Here is a 17,084-nt window from a genome sequence, read left to right on the forward strand (position 1 = left end):
CGCCGACACTCCGACTCATCGGTGGTTTCGAGGCTCGCTCCGCTCGCACCTCAACCACCGGGACGGCTCGCTCCGCTCGCACCTCAACCCGCTGACGTCGGGGTCCCGGGATCTGTGAGACCCGTCACTGCCTAGAGTGCCGCCATGCCCCAGCGAGTCGACTCCCCCAGCGACCGGGCCGTGGAGAAGCTGCAGACGCTCGTCCGGATCCCGACGGTCTCCGACCGCGACCCCGCGAACGTCGACACAGCGGCGTTCGACGCCTTCGTCGACGCGCTGCTCGAGCAGTTCCCGGTCCTGCACGAGCACCTGGAGCTCACCCGGATCGACACCCACGGGCTGCTCTTCCGCTGGCCCGGCGAGTCCGCCGCGCGGCCGGTGGTGCTGATGGCCCACCTCGACGTCGTCCCGGTCGGCGACGCGGCCGGCTGGCGCTTCCCGCCGTTCGGCGCCGAGATCCACGACGGCGCGATCTGGGGCCGCGGCACCCTCGACGACAAGGGCGCGCTGGTCGCCATCTGCGAGGCCGTCGAGTCGCTGGTCGAGGCCGACTTCATCCCGGCGCAGGACATCTGGCTCTCCTTCGGCTGCAACGAGGAGGTCTCCGGCAGCGCCGCGACGCTGGCGGTGGAGGAGCTGAAGCGCCGCGGCGTGCGGCCCTGGTTCGTGCTCGACGAGGGCGGCGCGATCGCCGCCGAGGCGTTCCCCGGTGTCTCCGCCCCGGTCGGCGTCGTCGGCGTCACCGAGAAGGGCGTCACCTCCCTGGAGCTGGTCGCCACCGGCGACGGCGGCCACGCCTCGACCCCGGCGAAGAACGCCCCGACCGTCCGCATCGCGCGCGCCCTCACCCGGCTCGACGCCGCGCCGATGGCCCCCCAGCTCACCGACGTCACCCTCGAGCTGTTCCGCCGGATGAGCCCGAAGGCGGTCCGCCCGCTGCGGCCGGTGCTGCGCCGGGTCCTCGACGCCGAGCGGCTGCGCCCCCTGGTCACCCGCGCGCTGCTCGCCGCCGGCCCCGAGGCCGCGGCGATGGCCCGCACCACGTTCGCGCTGACCACGCTGTCGGGCTCGCCCGCGCTCAACGTGATCGCCTCCACGGCCAAGGCCGGCGTCAACATCCGGATCATGGTCGGCGACTCCGTCGCGGACGTGATCGCGCACGTGAAGACGGTCATCAACGACGACAGCATCCGCGTCGACGTGGTCGAGGCGAACGAGCCCAGCCCCGTCTCGCCGTACGACGACGAGGCGTTCGCGCTCATCGAGCGGATGATCACCGACTGCTTCCCGGACGCCGTCGCGGCGCCGTACGTGATGATGGCGGCCACCGACGCCCGCTACTTCACGCCCCTCTGCCCGCGGGTCTACCGGTTCACCCCGTTCCGGATGTCCAAGGCGCAGCGCGAGTCGATCCACACGTTCGACGAGCACCTCGGCGTCCAGGCCTTCCTGGACGGCATCGACTGGTACCGGCGCCTGATCCTCGCGCTGCCGGAAGGAACGGACCCCGCATGAGCGTCACCTCCCCCACGCTGACCCCGGCCCGCGGCCTGGTCGCGATCGTCGGCTTCCTCGTCTTCGTCGAGTTCGCCAGCGGCATCCTGCAGGGCTACTACACGCCGATCTTCTCCGACATCGCCGACCACCTCTCGATCAGCGACGCCGACGTCAACTGGTTCGAGGCCGCGCAGCTGATCGTCTCCGCGCTGGTGGTGCCGCCGCTGGCGCGCCTCGGCGACCTGGCCGGCCACAAGTCCGTGCTGCTGTGGGCGACCGCCGCCACCGCCATCGGCTCCTGGGTGATGGCGTTCGCCCCCGGCTTCACCACCTTCCTGGTCGGCGTCGCCCTCCAGGGCGCGTACGTCGTCTGGCTGCCGCTCGAGGTCGCGATCGTCTACCGGCGGACGGCCGGCAACCCGCGCCAGCACCAGCTCACCCGGCGCTCCGCGGCGATCCTGGTCGGCGCGCTGCAGCTCTCGGTGATCGTCGGCGCCCTGACCAGCGGCGCGCTGGTCGGCTCGGTCTCGATGACCACCCTGCTGATGCTGCCGGCGATCGCCGTCACCGCCTGCTTCGTGGTCATCTGGTTCGGCATCGAGGACGTCCCGGGCACCGCCGCCGGCCGCGCCTCCCTGGCCGCGATGGACCTGCGCGGCCTCGCGCTGCTGACCGCCGGGCTCGGCCTGGTCATGGCCGGCCTCATCGCGATCCGGCTCCAGGGCCCCGGCTCGCCGCTGCCGTGGCTGCTGCTGCTCGCCGGCGCCGCGACGATGGTGGTCTTCGTCCGCGCCGAGCTCGCCTGCGCCGAGCCGCTGGTCGACGTCCGGCTGCTCGCCTCGGGTGGGCAGTGGCAGGTCCAGCTGTGCGCCTTCCTGTTCGGCATGTCGGTGCTCGGCGCCCAGATCCCGCTCTCCACCTTCGCGCGCACCGACCCGGACGCCGTCGGCTACGGACTCGGCGCCAGCGCCGCCTTCGTCTCCACGCTGGTCGGCGTCTACGTCATCTTCATGGCCGTCGGCGCGTTCAGCCTGCCGCTCACCTCGCGGCTGTTCGGCGAGCGCGGCGCGCTCGTGGTCTCGGCGGTGCTGGCCGGCACCGGCTACGCGCTGTGGCTGCCGCTGCACGGCAGCACCGGCCAGGCGCTGGTCAACATGATGATCATCGGCGTCGGCTCCGGCGCGCTGGTCGCGGCCCTGCCGGCGGTCGCCGCCGCGGCCGCGCCGCCCGAGCGCACCGGCTTCGCGACCGGCATGACCAACGGCATCAAGACCGTCGGCGGCGCCATCGCGTCGGCGATCTTCGCGATCGCGCTCTCGGCCACCGGGTCGCTGGACGCGGCCGGCGAGGGCCACGCGCCGCTGTCGGGCTACCTGACCGTCTGGGCCGTCTGCGCCGTCTCCGCGTACGCCGCGGCCGTCGCGCTGGCGTTCCTGCCGCGCCGTACCGCCGAGGCCGGAAGCGACGTACTGTCGGCGGTATGACGCCCGCCGCCGCCCTGCTGGCCGACGCGCTCGGCCGGGTGCGGGAGGACGTGGCCGGCGTGCTCGACGGCCTCGACGAGGCGCAGCTGAGCGCCCGCGTCGGCGCCGGGTCGAACCCGATCGGCTGGCTGGTCTGGCACCTCACCCGCGTCCAGGACGACCACGTCGCCGGGGTGGCCGGTGCCTCGCAGGTGTGGGTCGACGAGGGGTACGTCGACCGGTTCGGCCTGCCGCTGGACGCCGCCGACCTCGGCTACGGCCACACCGCCGAGCAGGTGACCGCCGTGCGGGGCTTCCCCGCGGCGCTGCTGGGCGACTACCACGAGGCGACCTACCGGCGCAGCGTCGCGTACCTGGGGACGATCTCCGACGCGGACCTGGACCGGGTCGTCGACACCCGCTGGGACCCGCCGGTGACGCTCGGCGTGCGGCTGGTCAGCGTGGCGAACGACTGCGCCCAGCACGTCGGCCAGGCGGCGTTCGTGCGGGGCCTGCTGACGGGGTGGACTCCGGCATCGGGGTGACCTGAAGTCGCGTCGTCACAACCAGATTGGCCCCGAAATCGCTGGAAACGGGGCCAATCTGGTTGTGACGACGCGCAACCTCACGCCGCGACCGGCGCCGCCCGCGTCACCCGGTAGCGCACGAACGACGGCACCGCGATCGCGGCGACCACGGTCCCGACCACCACCAGTACGCCGCCGCCGGCCGCGGCCGCCGCCGTGCCGACCACCGCCGCGCTGGCCCCGTGGGCGACGTCGGCCAGCCGCGGCCCGCCCGCGACGACCACGATGAAGATGCCCTGGAGCCGCCCGCGCACGGCGTCGGAGGCGGCGGACTGCAGCATGCTCATCCGGAACGCCGCCGACGCCATGTCGGCGGCGCCGCCGATGACCAGCATCAGCACCGCGACGGTGAGCCACCCGGCCGCCGTACCGTCCTGGCGGGTGGCGGCGCCGACGGCCAGGCCGAAGCCGACCATGCTCAGGCCCCAGCCGACGATGCACCAGACCACGGCCAGGCCCTGGCGGCTGATCCGGGAGACCCAGCCGGAGAGCACGCCGCCGAGCACGGCGCCGGCGGGGATGCCGGCGAAGAGGAGCGCGAAGACCAGGCCGCCCTCCTCGGGGCCGGCGAAGCTCTCGTGCGCGATCTGCGGGAACAGCGCCCGCGGCATCCCGAACAGCATCGCGATGATGTCGACGACGAACGACATCATCAGCACGGGCTGGGTGCGCAGGTAGGCGAAGCCCTCCGCGACCGAGCGCAGCCCCGGTGCCCCGGTCGGCGCATCGAGCACCGGCAGCCGCGGCAGCCGGACCACCGCGCTCAGGGTGGCGAGCAGGAAGATCGCGTCGAGCAGGTACAGCAACGAGAAGCCGGTGACCGGGATCAGCATGCCCGCCACCAGCGGGCCGGCGATCGCGCCGGCCTGCATCACCGTCATGTTGAGCGAGTTCGCCGAGGGCAGCAGCTCGGCGGAGAGCAGCCGCGGCAGCACCGACGAGCGGGTCGGCTGGTTGACGGCGAAGAACGCCTGCTGCACCGCGAACAGGGTCAGCAGCAGCCACACGTTCGTCGACCCGGCGGCGGCCTGCAGCCAGAACAGCACGCTGGTGCCGATCAGGCCGGCCGTGGTGACCACCAGCAGCGTGCGGCGGTCGAAGTGGTCGGCGAGGGCGCCGCCCCACAGCCCGAAGACGATCAGCGGGACGAGCCCGAAGACGCCGGTCAGGCCGACGTACGCCGAGGAGCCGGTGTCGGCGTAGATCTGGGCCGGGACCGCGACCACCGTCAGCTGGGCGCCGACGACGGTGATGATGTTGGCGAGCCAGAGGCGCCGGAAGTGCGGGTTCCGCAACGGGCGCGTGTCGGCCAGGATCCCGCGGAGACTCACCGGTGGATCCTAGGTCGGACCGGCCCGGGCATCGCCGCGTGGGGCCCGATCGGGGTGCGCCTGTCGGATCCGGGTGGCACCGTTCGTGGAAGGGGTGACGGCGGCCGCGCGGGCCGCCGACGGACCCAGGAGGAGATCCCGATGACCCAGTACCTGCTCTCGGTGCACGACGACCCCGAGGCGATGGCCGCGCTGACCCCCGAGGTCATGCAGGAGATGTTCGCGGCCGTCGACACGTTCAACGAGAAGCTGATGGCCGAAGGGGCCTGGGTCTTCGCCGGCGGGCTCCAGCCGGCCGGGACGGCGTCGGTCGTGGACGGCGGCGGCGACCGGCCGGTGGTCACCGACGGCCCGTACCTGGAGGCCAAGGAGTACCTCGGTGGCTTCTGGATCATCGAGGCGCCCGACCTCGACGCCGCGCTCGCCTGGGCCGCCGCCGGGTCGCGGGCGTGCCGCGGCAAGGTCGAGGTGCGCCCGTTCCAGGAAGAGCCGCCGCCGGGTGACTGAGCCTGACGACGCCCCCGGGCCCGGGAGCGCCGCCGCCGAGGTCGAGCGGGTCTACCGGGCCGAGTACGGCCGCCTGATCGCCGCGCTGGTCCGCCGGTTCGGCGACATCGACCTCGCCGAGGACGCCGCCGCCGAGGCGCTGGTCACGGCGCTGGAGAAGTGGCCCGCCGGCGGCGTACCGCCGAACCCGGCCGCCTGGCTGACCACCACCGCCGCGAACCGCGCGATCGACCGGATCCGGCGCGAGGGCAAGCGGGACGCGAAGCAGAGGGCCGCCGCGATGGCGTACGACGACACCCCGCACGAGCCGGTCGGGCCGGTCTCGGACGACCGGCTGCGGCTGATCTTCACCTGCTGCCACCCCGCGCTCGCGCCCGAGGCCCGGGTGGCGCTGACGCTGCGGCTGCTGGGCGGGCTCACCGTGCCCGAGATCGCCCGGGCGTTCCTCGTCGCCGAGACCACGATGGCGCAGCGGATCACCCGGGCGAAGCGGAAGATCGCGGCCGCCAAGGTCCCCTACCGGGTGCCGGCGGCCGAGGACCTCCCCGAGCGCCTGGACGCGGTGCTGACGGTCCTGTTCCTCGTCTTCAACGAGGGCTACCTGGCCAGCGGTGCCGGCACCGCCGGCACCGCCGGCGGCTCCGGCGCCTCGGGGGAGGCCGCCGAGCCGGTGCGGGCCGACCTCACGGCCGAGGCGATCCGGCTGGCCCGGGCGCTGCACGAGCTGCTGCCCGAACCCGAGACCGCGGGGCTGCTCGCGCTGCTGCTGCTCACCGAGGCGCGGCGGGAGGCCCGGGTGCGGGACGGGGTGCTCGTCACCCTCGCCGACCAGGACCGCGGCGGCTGGGACCGGGAGCTGATCGCGGAGGGCCACGCGCTCGTGCGGGAGTGCCTGCGGATCAACCGGCCGGGTCGGTTCCAGCTGCTCGCGGCGATCAACGCCGTCCACACGGACGCCCCCGCCGCCGCGGACACCGACTGGGGCCAGGTGGTCGCGCTCTACGACCGGCTCGCGCGGCTCGACCCGTCGCCGATCGTGGCGCTCAACCGCGCGATCGCGGTCGCCGAGGTCGACGGTCCCGCGGTCGGGCTGGCGCTGGTCGACGGCCTGCCCGGCCTCGAGGGGTACCACCCGTGGCACGCGACGCGGGCCGACCTGCTGCGCCGGCTGGGCCGAGGCGCGGAGGCGGCGGCGGCGTACGACCGCGCCATCCAGGGCACCGCGAACCCCGCCGAGCGGGCCTACCTGACCCGTCGCCGCGGTGAGCTGGTCGCGCCACCGGGGGACGCCCCGGAGGCGTGACGGAGGCCCCGCCCGGCGAGAAACCCGGGGCCCGTGGCGGTCCGCGCGCCTAGGCTGACCCGGTGACCGACGCCGCTCTCCTCCCCCTCTCCCTGCCGTCCTCCGACGAGGTGGTCGACTGGGCCGCCTGGGTGCGCGAGCGCGCCGTCGTCGAGCTGCACGCCGCACGGAGCCTGGTCGACCGGGTCAGGACCGCGGACGTCGCGGACCCGCGCGCGGTGCTGGTGCTGTGGGACCGCGCGGCCGGCCACCTCGGCAACGCCGCAGCGATGGGCTCGCTGCTGGGCAACGTGCACCCCGACGCGGAGGTGCGGGACCTCGCCGACACCGCCGAGCAGGACGCGCAGCGGCTGGCCACCGAGTGGAGCCTGGACCGGGGCCTGTACGACGTCTTCGCCGCCCTCGACGAGGCGGCGCTCGCCGGCGACCCGCTCGCCACGCGGCTGCTCGCCAAGGTGCGCCAGGACTTCCGGCGCTCCGGCGTCGACCGCGACGACGCCACGCGGGCGCGGATCGCCGAGGTCAAGGAGCGGATCACCGAGCTCGACCAGGAGTTCGGCAAGGCGGTCCGCGACGACGTGCGCACGATCCGCGTGGCGCCCGAGCGGCTCGCCGGGCTGCCGGAGGACTGGCTGGACGCGCACCCCGCCGACGAGGACGGCCTGGTCACCGTCACCACCGACTACCCCGACGCGGTGCCGACCCGGATGTTCGCCCGCGACCAGGGCGTGCGGCGCGACATCTCGACCGCGTTCCTCCAGCGCGGCTGGCCGACCACCGAGCCGCTGCTCACGGAGATCTTTGCGCTGCGCCACGAGCTGGCCACCACCGTGGGCTTCGAGGACTGGCCGAGCTACGACGCGGACGTGAAGATGATCGGCACCGGTGACGCGATCCCGGCGTTCATCGACAAGATCGCGGACGCCGCGCAGGGGCCGTTGGAGCGCGACCTCGCCGTGCTGCTGGAGCGCTACCGCGCCGACTTCCCCGACGCGGGGACGATCGAGCCCTACGACGCGATCCACTACCAGGAGCTGGTCCGCGCGGAGCGCTACGACGTGGACTCCCAGAAGGTCCGGACCTACTTCGACTTCGCCAAGGTCCGGCAGGGGCTGCTGGAGGTGACCGGGCGCCTGTTCGGGCTGGAGTACCGCCCGGTCGAGGTGCCGGTGTGGCACCCGGAGGTGGCGGCGTACGACGTCGTGGCCGACGGCCGCGAGCTCGGCCGCATCTACCTCGACCTGCACCCCCGGGAGGGCAAGTACAAGCACGCCGCGCAGTTCACGCTGACCGACGGCGTGGCCGGGGAGCAGCTGCCGGAGGGCGTCCTGGTCTGCAACTTCTCGCGCGGGCTGATGGAGCACGACCACGTCACCACGCTCTTCCACGAGTTCGGACACCTGCTGCACCACCTGCTCGGCGGGCACGGCGCCTGGTACCGGTTCGCCGGCGTGGCCACCGAGTGGGACTTCGTCGAGGCGCCGAGCCAGATGCTGGAGGAGTGGGCCTGGGACGCGGACGTGCTGGGCTCCTTCGCCACCGACGTGGGCGGCGAGGCGATCCCGGCCGACCTGGTGGCGCGGATGAAGGCGGCCGACGACTACGGCAAGGGCATCTACGCGCGCACCCAGATGTTCTACGCGGCGATGTCGTACTGGTTCCACCGCGACCCGGCCGACGCCGCCGCGGCGGGCACGACGCCGCCGGACCTCACCGAGCGGATGATCGAGCTGCAGGGCACGTACGCCGCCCTCCCCTACCTGCCCGGCACCCACATGTTCGCCAGCTTCGGCCACCTGGGCGGCTACAGCTCGGCGTACTACACCTACATGTGGTCGCTGGTGATCGCGAAGGACCTGTTCAGCGCCTTCTCCGCCGACGACCTGTTCGACCCGGAGGTGGCCGGCCGGTACCGGGACCGCGTCCTGGCCCGGGGCGGCGAGGACGACGCGGCGAACCTGGTCGCGGACTTCCTCGGCCGGCCGTACTCGTTCGACTCGTACGCCGCCTGGCTGGCCCGCTGACCGCGCGAGTCGGCAGAAGCTGACGAGCAGCGCCCGCCGAGTCGGCAGAAACTCACCTCCCCCGCTGCGCTCCTCCGGTCAGTTTCTGCCGACTCGGCTACCCGGTCGTGCTCGCTGCGCTCGCTTGCCCGGCCTCGGGTCGATCTTGTCGGGACGCTTGATCGTGGGTGGTCTTCGGCGTACTCTCGCGATATATCGCGACATGACGACGTAGTGACGCCGAGCGATCGGCGCCCGTCGCCGCGATATCCCGATACCGAATCCAGCGCCCCGGACGCCGGGGCCGAGCACGAGGAGGTCCCACCATGGGACGCCGAGACTTCGGGGGATGCTTCCCCTTCGACATGTCAGGTCAGGGCCACCGCGGAGGTGGCGCCTACGAACGCTACGAGGACACCGAGCCCCGCCGGCACCAGCGCGGCGGCCCCTGGGGTTCCTGGGGCTCCTGGGGTGACGCCACCTGGGGTGGCCACCCGCGGCCGGGCGGCCCGGGCATGCAGGGCCCGCCGCCGTGGCTGGTCGGGCTCTTCGGCGGTGGCCGCCCCGAGGGCGGACGCGGGCCGCGGGTACGCCGCGGCGACGTCCGCGTCGCGATCCTCGACGTGCTGCGCGCCGCGAGCGAGCGCGAGGAGTCGCCCAACGGCTACCAGGTGATCCAGCAGATCGCCGAGCGCACCGAGGGCGCCTGGCGCCCCAGCCCCGGCTCCGTCTACCCGACCCTCCAGCAGCTGGAGGACGAGGGCCTGATCGAGCTCGACGAGGAGCGCGGCCGCCGCGCCCTGCGGCTCTCCGCTGCCGGGGCCCGCTACTGCGAGGAGAACGCCGAGGAGCTCGCCGCCGTGTGGGCGCCGTTCGAGCGCCCGTCCGAGGAGCCGGGGAGCGCCGACCACGCCGACCTGCGCGCCGAGATCCCGCAGGTGATGAGCGCGGTGTGGCAGATCGCCACGAACGGCTCGCCCGCCCAGCGACAGGCCGCCGTGGAGGTGCTCGTCGAGGCGCGGCGCCGGCTCTACGGGATCCTCGCCGACGGCCCCGAGCAGGAGGAGCCGGCCGGGGACGAGTGAGGCGCTAGGCCGGGTCGTGTGCCTGAGACCCGCGCATAGCGGGGTGTCGGGCACACGACCCCGGGTCCGGCGGCGTCACAGTCCGGCGGCGTCAGTCCAGCGTCACCGCGCGGTTGAGCCAGGTCGACATCGGCTTCATCCCGACCTTCTCGTACAGCGAGAGTGCCCCGGTCCGGGAGTCGGTGGCCAGTGACGACGTCACGGCGCCCCGCTCCCGGCCGGCGGCGAACGCGGCGACGAGCAGCGCCTGGGCCAGGCCCCGGTTGCGGTGGTCCCCGGCCACGGCGAGGCGGTCGACGTAGGTGTCGACCTCCCCGCCCTCGCCGGTGTTCCAGGCGACCGCCACCCCGACGACGCGCTCGCCCGTCCCGCCTCCGCCGTCGCCGCCGTCGCCGCCGCCGGTGGTGACCACCTGCAGGTGCCACGGCTCGAAGCCGGGTCGCCCCCACACCCCGGCGGCGACGTCGCCGATGCTCGCCCGCGGCCGGTCCGACCACTCCAGGAACGCGTCCTCCAGGACCGTGTAGACCTGCTCGTGGTCGTCCTCGGTGGCGGTGCGCAGCCGGTACCCCGGCGGCAGCGGGCGCTCCGCGACCTGCTCGCCGGGCCCGAGCCGCAGCACCCAGCTGGTCCAGCGCACGCGGTAGCCGAGCGCGGCCAGCAGCCGGTCGCCGTCCGACCCCTCGGGCACGGCCATGCCGAGCTCACGCTCCCCGCGGGCGCGGCCCAGGTCGCGCGCCCAGGCGGCCAGCCAGGTGCCGATGCCACGGCCGCGGTACGACGGCAGCACGGCGGCGTCGAAGCGCGTGGGGCCGACCAGCTCGGCGTACCCGGCCATCCGGTCGCCGTCGAGCACCGCGACCGAGCTGGTCGTGACGTCGTGGGACGGGCGCTGCCAGTCGGAGAGGATGTCCGCCTCCTCGATCTCGACCGACCCGACGTCGTGCTGCTCGCACGCGGCCATCAGCTCGAAGACGGCGCGCGAGTCGGCGGCCGTGAGCGGGCGCGTGGTGAGCCCGGAGGGAAGGGCGGGTGCGTCGGTCACCCGGTGAGTGTGCCCCGCGGTGCGGGTGGGACGCACTGCGATTTCCGTGCGGCCGGGTGTCGGGATCACCGGTCGACCGGTGATTCCCGCACTGGACAGGCGTTGCAATGCCTGTCAAGTGAATGAATCACCGGTCAACCGGTGATTCGTGGGGCAGGTGTGACGAAGGGCCAACCCCGGGTGGGGTCGGCCCTTCGGCGCTGCCGCTCGCGGGATCAGGCGTTGCGGATCGCGGAGACGTCGAACTCGAGCTTGATCTTCTCCGAGACGAGCAGGCCGCCGGTCTCCAGGGCGGCGTTCCAGGTGAGGCCCCAGTCCTTGCGGTTGATGGTGGTCGAGCCCTCGAAGCCGACGCGGAGGTTGCCGAACGGGTCCTTGGCGGAGCCGCCCTCCTCGAACTCGATGGTGAGCGGACGGGTGACGCCCTTGACGGTGAAGTCGCCGGTGATGGCCCACACGTCGCCGTCGCGGGCGACCGCGGTCGAGACGAAGGTGAGCTCGGGGTACGTCTCGGCGTCGAAGAAGTCGCCGGAGGCGAGGTGGCCGTCGCGGTCGGCGACACCGGTGTCGATGCTCGCGGCCTGGATGGTCAGCGAGACCGAGGACGCGGCCGGGTTCGCGGTGTCGATGTGCGCGGTGCCGCTGAAGTCCTTGAAGGCGCCGCCGACCTTGGTGACCATCGCGTGCCGGGCGACGAACCCGAGGCGGGTGTGGGTGGCGTCGATGGTGTAGTCGCCGGAGATGTCGGCGAGGGCGGCGGTGGTGTCGACGGTCTCGGTCATGGTGAGCTCCCGTGGGGTTGGTTGGTTGAAGTCTCAACTACCCGAACAGGGCGACCTCCCGGACTATTCCGGCCCGGCGGAAAATTGTTGAAAGTTGGATCGCATGCCGTGGATCGCACGCCGAGCGGGGCGGAGGTTTCCGCCGGCCGGCGACCGGGCAGGAATGGTCCGGTTCGGGGAATGCGAACGGCCGCGACCCACCCGGAGGTGGATCGCGGCCGTGTCAGATGTCGGCGGAGGCGATCAGGCTGCGTGGTCGTCCGGACGCTTGGCGCGCGCGGCGGCCCGGGTCCAGCGTGCCTCCATGTGCCGACGACCGTCTGTGCCGATCACTGAGACCCAGCGCATCTTGAGCTGAGAAGACTTCTTCGAGTCGTGCATGGGACACCTCCTGTTCACTCGTTGTTCACCAATGTACCACAGCCCCCACCTCGATGCCCGATTTGTGGTCCCGGCGCGGCCTGTCGCTCCACCCGGACACCCCCGGGGGGCCCTGGCCGCACTCCACGCTCCACCGGGCGAGATCGGGCCTGGGACCGGGTCCCGGCCGGCGTTCCCGTGGGGGTCCGGGCCGGAGGTCCCGTCGCCCTCGATGGCGACCGTGAAGCACCCCCAGCGGTCGCGAAGTGACGATTTCTGCCCGTTTTCGGGCAGATTTGAGTGGGAACTTGACCGGTAGGGCCCATCGGCGCAGTCTTGTCGCGTGCCGATCGACCCCCACCTGCTGCAGCGCGTGGTGGCCAGTACCGGGCTGACCGAGACCGAGGCGGCGCGGTTGATCGGCGATGTCATCGCCTACCACCAGGAGCCGGTGGCGGAGTTCGTGCGCCGCCGGCACGCGGAACTCCAGGACACCGGCGCGCGCAACGCCGAGATCTTCCCCCGGCTGCGCGACGAGCTCGCCGAGCGCGTCGTCGCGGCTCCCGACCTCAGCGAGCGGCAGCTGCGCCGCCTCGTCTACGGATAACCCCCAGGAGCGCACATGTGCGGCATCGTCGGATACATCGGGACCCAGCAGGCGGCCCCGCTTCTCATCGAGGGCCTGTCCCGGCTCGAGCACCGCGGCTACGACTCCGCGGGTGTCGCGGTCGGCGGCGCCACGGGTCTCCGGGTCGCCAAGAAGGCCGGCCGCGTCCGCGACCTCGGTGAGGGACTGCCGAAGCGGTTCTCCGGCAAGGCCGGCATCGGGCACACCCGGTGGGCCACCCACGGCCCGGCGAACGACGTCAACGCCCACCCGCACACCGACGGCAAGGGCCTGGTGGCGGTCGTCCACAACGGCATCATCGACAACGCGGCGGCGCTGCGCGCCGCCCTCAGTGCCGACGGGGTCGAGCTGGCCTCCGACACCGACACCGAGGTGCTCGCGCACATGGTGGCCGCGTCCGAGCAGGAGTCCCTCGAGGACAAGGTGGCCGAGGTGCTGTCCCGGATCGAGGGCACGTACGGCGTCGCGTTCCTGCACGCCGACTTCCCGGACCGGATCGTGGTGGCCCGCAACGGCAGCCCGCTGCTCGTCGGCGTCGGCGAGAAGGAGATGTTCGTCGCCTCCGACCTCGCCGCAGTGGTCCGCTACACCACCACCATCGCGCACCTCGACGACGGCGAGATGGCCACCGTCACCGCCGGCGGGTTCACCACCTACCGCCTCGACGCCACCGGACCCGCGGCCATCGAGCGCCGCGCGCAGTCCGTCGACATCGACCCCGACGCCTACGAGGCCGGGGAGCACGAGTCGTTCATGCTCAAGGAGATGTACGAGCAGCCGGCGGGGGCCGAGAGCGTGCTGCGCGGCCGCCTCGACGAGCGCTTCGGCACCTCCCACCTCGGCGGACTCGGCCTCGACGCGCGCGACCTGCGCGAGATCAAGCGGGTCAAGCTGCTCGGCTGCGGGTCGGCGTACTACGTCGGCCAGATGGGTGCCGCGCTGATCGAGGAGCTGGCGCGGGTGCCCGCGGACGCGGAGGCGGCCTCGGAGTTCCGCTACCGCAACCCGATCATCGAGCCCGACACCCTCTACGTCGCGGTCAGCCAGTCCGGCGAGACCGTGGACACCCTCCTGGCCGTGCAGGAGATCAAGCGCAAGGGCGGCCGCGCGATCGGCGTCGTCAACGTCGTCGGCTCCGCGATCGCCCGCGAGGCGGGTCGTGGGATCTACCTGCACGCCGGGCCCGAGGTGGCCGTCGCCTCCACCAAGGCGCTCACCAACATGTTCCTCGCCTTCGCGCTGCTCGCCCTCCAGCTCGGCCGCGTGCGCGACCTCTCCCTCGCCCAGGGCAAGGAGCTGATCGCCGCCCTCAACGAGCTGCCCGGCCAGATCCAGCAGATCCTCGACACCGCGGACGCGATCGAGCCGATCGCGCAGCGGATCGCCGCCGCGGAGAGCCTCTTCTTCATCGGCCGCGTGCGCGGCTTCCCGGTCGCCCGCGAGGGTGCGCAGAAGCTGAAGGAGATCAGCTACCGGCACGCCGAGGCCTACCAGACCTCCGAGCTCAAGCACGGCCCGCTCGCGCTGATCACGCCCGAGCTGCCGACCGTCGCGATCGTCCCCGACGACGAGCTCGTCGAGCGCAACGTCGCCGCGCTGCACGAGATCGCCGCCCGCGGGGGCCCGCTCGTCGTCGTCACCCACCCCGGCGTCGACCTCGGCGAGCTGGAGGAGGGCGACTGCTCGCGGATCGAGGTGCCGCGGAGCCTGCGGGCGCTCGACCCGATCCTGCTCACCATCCCGCTGCAGATCCTGGCGTACCAGGCCGCGCAGGCGCTCGGGCTGGACATCGACAAGCCGCGCAACCTGGCCAAGTCCGTCACGGTCGAGTAGCAGCAGCCCTTCCGGGCGCGGGAGGCGTTCGGGAACAATCGTCGCGGTGCACACCATGACCGTCAGCGACGGTGCGGAAGCGTTCGACGTCACGGTCCTGGGTGACCCACGGTCCTCCCGGACGGTCCTCTTCTCCGTCGGGAGCGGCGGCGATCCGGGTCGGCACCTGCCACTCCTGACCGCGCTCGCCGAGGGCGGTCTCGTCGTCGCCCCGCACTTCGAGCGGCTCGCCACGCCGAGACCGTCGGCGGACCAGCTCACGCTGCGGGCTCGGCGGCTCAGCCTCGCGGTCGAGGCCGTCGGGGCTGAGGACGGCCCCGTCGCGGGGATCGGACACTCGATCGGCGCGACCGTGCTGCTCGCGCTCGCCGGCGCCCGGATGTGGCTGGGACCGGCGACGTCGTTGGACGTCGTGCCGATCCAGCGGCTGCGCCGCGTCGCCCTGCTCGCCCCCGCCGCTGGATACTTCCTCGCCCCCGGCGCGGTCGACGCCGTACGGGCTCCGGTGCTTGCCTGGATCGGCTCGGAGGACCCGGTCACGCCCCCGTCCCAGCTGGAGCTGCTCGCTGACGGCCTCCGCGACCTGACCGAGGTCGACCTGCGCGTGGCCGCCGGCGGGGGGCACTTCTCGTTCCTCCATGAGCCTCCGCCCGGCGTGCCCGAGCCGCTCGGCGATCGGGAGGCGTTCCTCGCCGAGATGTGCGCCGACCTGGTGCGCTTCGTCAGCGAGAACTGACGTGCGGCGCGGTACGACGGGGGTACACGTGAGCCAGCGCACCGCGACGACGAATCACCGGGGACTAGACGCCGCGACTACCGTGGGAAGGTGACTTCTTCCGACGTACCGGTCGACGGCCCCAACGACGAGACCGACGCCCCGGTGGCGACCGCGGAGGTCGACGCCCCGATCGAGGCGTCCGAGGGCGCCGAGGATACCCCGGCCCCGGGCTTCGCCGAGCTCGGCCTCGGCAAGAAGGTGCTCAAGGCGCTGGCCGACGTGGGCTACGAGAGCCCCTCGGCGATCCAGGCCGAGACCATCCCGCACCTGCTCGAGGGCCGCGACGTCCTCGGCCTGGCGCAGACCGGCACGGGCAAGACCGCCGCGTTCGCGCTGCCGATCCTGGACCAGCTCGACCTGCACCAGAAGACCCCGCAGGCCCTCGTGCTGGCGCCGACCCGCGAGCTGGCGCTCCAGGTCTGCGAGGCGTTCGAGAAGTACGCCGCGCACACCAAGGGCATCCGCCTGCTGCCGGTGTACGGCGGCCAGGGCTACGGCGTCCAGCTCTCGGCGCTGCGCCGCGGCGTGCACGTCGTGGTCGGCACCCCCGGCCGGATCATGGACCACCTGGACAAGGGCACGCTCGACCTCTCCGAGCTGCGCTTCCTGGTCCTCGACGAGGCCGACGAGATGCTCAACATGGGCTTCGCCGAGGACGTCGAGACGATCCTCGCCGACACCCCGGACACCAAGCAGGTCGCGCTCTTCTCCGCGACGATGCCGCGCCAGATCCGCGCGCTCTCGGGCACCTACCTCAAGGACCCGGTCGAGGTCACGATCGAGCGGAAGACCCGGACCGCGGAGAACATCAAGCAGCGGTACCTGATCGTCAGCTACCCGCAGAAGGTCGACGCGATCACCCGGATCCTCGAGGTCGAGAACTGGGAAGCCACGATCGTCTTCGTCCGCACCAAGAACGAGACCGAGCTGCTCGCCGAGAAGCTCCGCGCCCGCGGCCTCAGCGCCGCCGCGATCAACGGCGACATCCCGCAGCAGGCCCGCGAGCGCACCGTCAACCAGCTCAAGGACGGCAAGCTCGACATCCTGGTCGCCACCGACGTCGCGGCCCGCGGCCTCGACGTGGAGCGGATCAGCCACGTCATCAACTACGACATCCCGACCGACACCGAGGCCTACGTGCACCGGATCGGCCGCACCGGTCGCGCCGGCCGCAGCGGCGACGCGATCTCGTTCGTCACCCCGCGCGAGCGCTACCTGCTCAAGCACATCGAGCGGGCCACCCGCTCGACGCTCGAGCAGATGCAGCTGCCCAGCGTCGAGGCCGTCAACGAGACGCGGCTGAACCGGTTCGACGACAAGATCAACGTGGCGCTGCAGGACAAGAACCTCGGCTTCTTCCGCGACGTGGTGGGTCACTACGTCAAGGAGTACGACGTCCCCGAGGCCGACGTGGCCGCGGCGCTGGCGATCGTGATGCAGGGCGACACCCCGCTGCTGATGGAGCCCGAGCCGGAGCCCGAGCGCCGGCCGCGCCGCGACTTCGACCGCGACCGGGGCGACCGGGGCGACCGGGGCGGTCGGTGGGACCGCGACGACCGCGGGCCGCGCGACCGGGGGGACCGTGGCGAGCGCAAGCCGCGCAGCGGCGCCCCGATGCAGGCCTACAAGATCCAGGTCGGCAAGCGGCACCGGGTCGAGCCCCGCCAGATCGTCGGCGCGATCGCCAACGAGGGCGGGCTGGACCGGCGCGACTTCGGCCGGATCACGATCCGCGGCGACTACTCGATCGTCGAGCTGCCGGCCCGGCTGCCCGACGGCGCCTGGGACAAGCTCAAGGAGACGCGGATCAGCGGCAAGCTGATCGAGCTGTCCAAGGACTACGGCCCGCCGAAGCGCAGCCGCGACTGATCGGCGAGGGCTG

At 73.0% G+C, this 17,084-nt stretch carries 14 protein-coding genes; 11 read left to right on the top strand and 3 right to left on the bottom strand.

Features of this window, described 5'->3' with window-relative positions:
* Positions 1 to 144 precede the first annotated feature (144 nt).
* From ABLM29_RS13720 to ABLM29_RS13730, 3 genes are read left to right on the top strand one after another with little or no spacing between them, the layout of a single operon-like run.
* Positions 145 to 1,515: a M20/M25/M40 family metallo-hydrolase gene (locus ABLM29_RS13720; RefSeq protein ID WP_349714682.1), complete on the top strand. Its 1,371-nt coding sequence runs from the start codon at positions 145 to 147 to the stop codon at positions 1,513 to 1,515.
* Positions 1,512 to 2,981, top strand: coding sequence for an MFS transporter (locus ABLM29_RS13725; protein ID WP_349714683.1), 1,470 nt, complete (start codon positions 1,512 to 1,514; stop codon positions 2,979 to 2,981). The genes ABLM29_RS13720 and ABLM29_RS13725 overlap by 4 nt, the downstream gene beginning before the upstream one ends.
* Positions 2,978 to 3,505, top strand: a complete 528-nt coding sequence (locus ABLM29_RS13730; RefSeq protein WP_349714684.1) for a mycothiol transferase — start codon at positions 2,978 to 2,980, stop codon at positions 3,503 to 3,505. The genes ABLM29_RS13725 and ABLM29_RS13730 overlap by 4 nt, the downstream gene beginning before the upstream one ends.
* An 80-nt stretch (positions 3,506 to 3,585) precedes the next feature.
* Here ABLM29_RS13730 and ABLM29_RS13735 read toward each other — a convergent pair whose 3' ends face one another.
* A complete protein-coding gene (locus ABLM29_RS13735) occupies positions 3,586 to 4,878 on the bottom strand; it encodes an MFS transporter (RefSeq protein WP_349714685.1) in 1,293 nt (430 codons plus the stop codon).
* Between the two features lie 141 nt (positions 4,879 to 5,019).
* On the opposite strand from ABLM29_RS13735, the gene ABLM29_RS13740 reads away from it, so the two are divergent.
* The 4 genes from ABLM29_RS13740 (at position 5,020) to ABLM29_RS13755 (ending at position 9,776) form a co-directional block, all read left to right on the top strand.
* Positions 5,020 to 5,385, top strand: a complete 366-nt coding sequence (locus ABLM29_RS13740) for a YciI family protein (RefSeq protein ID WP_349714686.1) — start codon at positions 5,020 to 5,022, stop codon at positions 5,383 to 5,385.
* Positions 5,378 to 6,688 (top strand): RNA polymerase sigma factor, encoded by a 1,311-nt coding sequence (locus ABLM29_RS13745; protein WP_349714687.1) that lies wholly within the window; start codon positions 5,378 to 5,380, stop codon positions 6,686 to 6,688. The genes ABLM29_RS13740 and ABLM29_RS13745 overlap by 8 nt, the downstream gene beginning before the upstream one ends.
* 62 nt (positions 6,689 to 6,750) lie before the next feature.
* The gene (locus tag ABLM29_RS13750; RefSeq protein WP_349714688.1) at positions 6,751 to 8,712 is read left to right on the top strand and encodes a M3 family metallopeptidase; all 1,962 of its coding nucleotides are present in this window, start codon (positions 6,751 to 6,753) and stop codon (positions 8,710 to 8,712) included.
* A 344-nt stretch (positions 8,713 to 9,056) separates the two neighbouring features.
* Complete coding sequence (locus ABLM29_RS13755; protein ID WP_349714689.1) at positions 9,057 to 9,776, top strand: PadR family transcriptional regulator; 720 nt, start codon at positions 9,057 to 9,059, stop codon at positions 9,774 to 9,776.
* A gap of 91 nt (positions 9,777 to 9,867) precedes the next feature.
* Here ABLM29_RS13755 and ABLM29_RS13760 read toward each other — a convergent pair whose 3' ends face one another.
* Entirely contained in the window at positions 9,868 to 10,821 is a 954-nt protein-coding gene (locus ABLM29_RS13760; RefSeq protein WP_349714690.1) for a GNAT family N-acetyltransferase, read from the bottom strand.
* A gap of 215 nt (positions 10,822 to 11,036) precedes the next feature.
* Positions 11,037 to 11,603 (bottom strand): YceI family protein, encoded by a 567-nt coding sequence (locus ABLM29_RS13765; protein WP_349714691.1) that lies wholly within the window; start codon positions 11,601 to 11,603, stop codon positions 11,037 to 11,039.
* A gap of 703 nt (positions 11,604 to 12,306) precedes the next feature.
* On the opposite strand from ABLM29_RS13765, the gene ABLM29_RS13770 reads away from it, so the two are divergent.
* From ABLM29_RS13770 to ABLM29_RS13785, 4 genes are all read left to right on the top strand, one after another.
* Positions 12,307 to 12,570 carry a hypothetical protein gene (locus ABLM29_RS13770; protein WP_502889237.1) on the top strand — a complete coding sequence of 88 codons (264 nt, stop codon included), beginning with the start codon at positions 12,307 to 12,309 and terminating at the stop codon, positions 12,568 to 12,570.
* A 15-nt stretch (positions 12,571 to 12,585) separates the two neighbouring features.
* Positions 12,586 to 14,424: a glutamine--fructose-6-phosphate transaminase (isomerizing) gene (gene glmS / locus ABLM29_RS13775; RefSeq protein ID WP_349714692.1), complete on the top strand. Its 1,839-nt coding sequence runs from the start codon at positions 12,586 to 12,588 to the stop codon at positions 14,422 to 14,424.
* 46 nt (positions 14,425 to 14,470) lie between these two features.
* The gene (locus ABLM29_RS13780) at positions 14,471 to 15,160 is read left to right on the top strand and encodes an alpha/beta hydrolase family protein (protein ID WP_349714693.1); all 690 of its coding nucleotides are present in this window, start codon (positions 14,471 to 14,473) and stop codon (positions 15,158 to 15,160) included.
* A 90-nt stretch (positions 15,161 to 15,250) separates the two neighbouring features.
* A complete protein-coding gene (locus tag ABLM29_RS13785; protein WP_349714694.1) occupies positions 15,251 to 17,071 on the top strand; it encodes a DEAD/DEAH box helicase in 1,821 nt (606 codons plus the stop codon).
* Positions 17,072 to 17,084: the final 13 nt, after the last annotated feature.

The organism is Nocardioides sp. YIM 152588, assembly GCF_040191335.1.
Taxonomy (GTDB): Bacteria; Actinomycetota; Actinomycetes; order Propionibacteriales; family Nocardioidaceae; genus Nocardioides.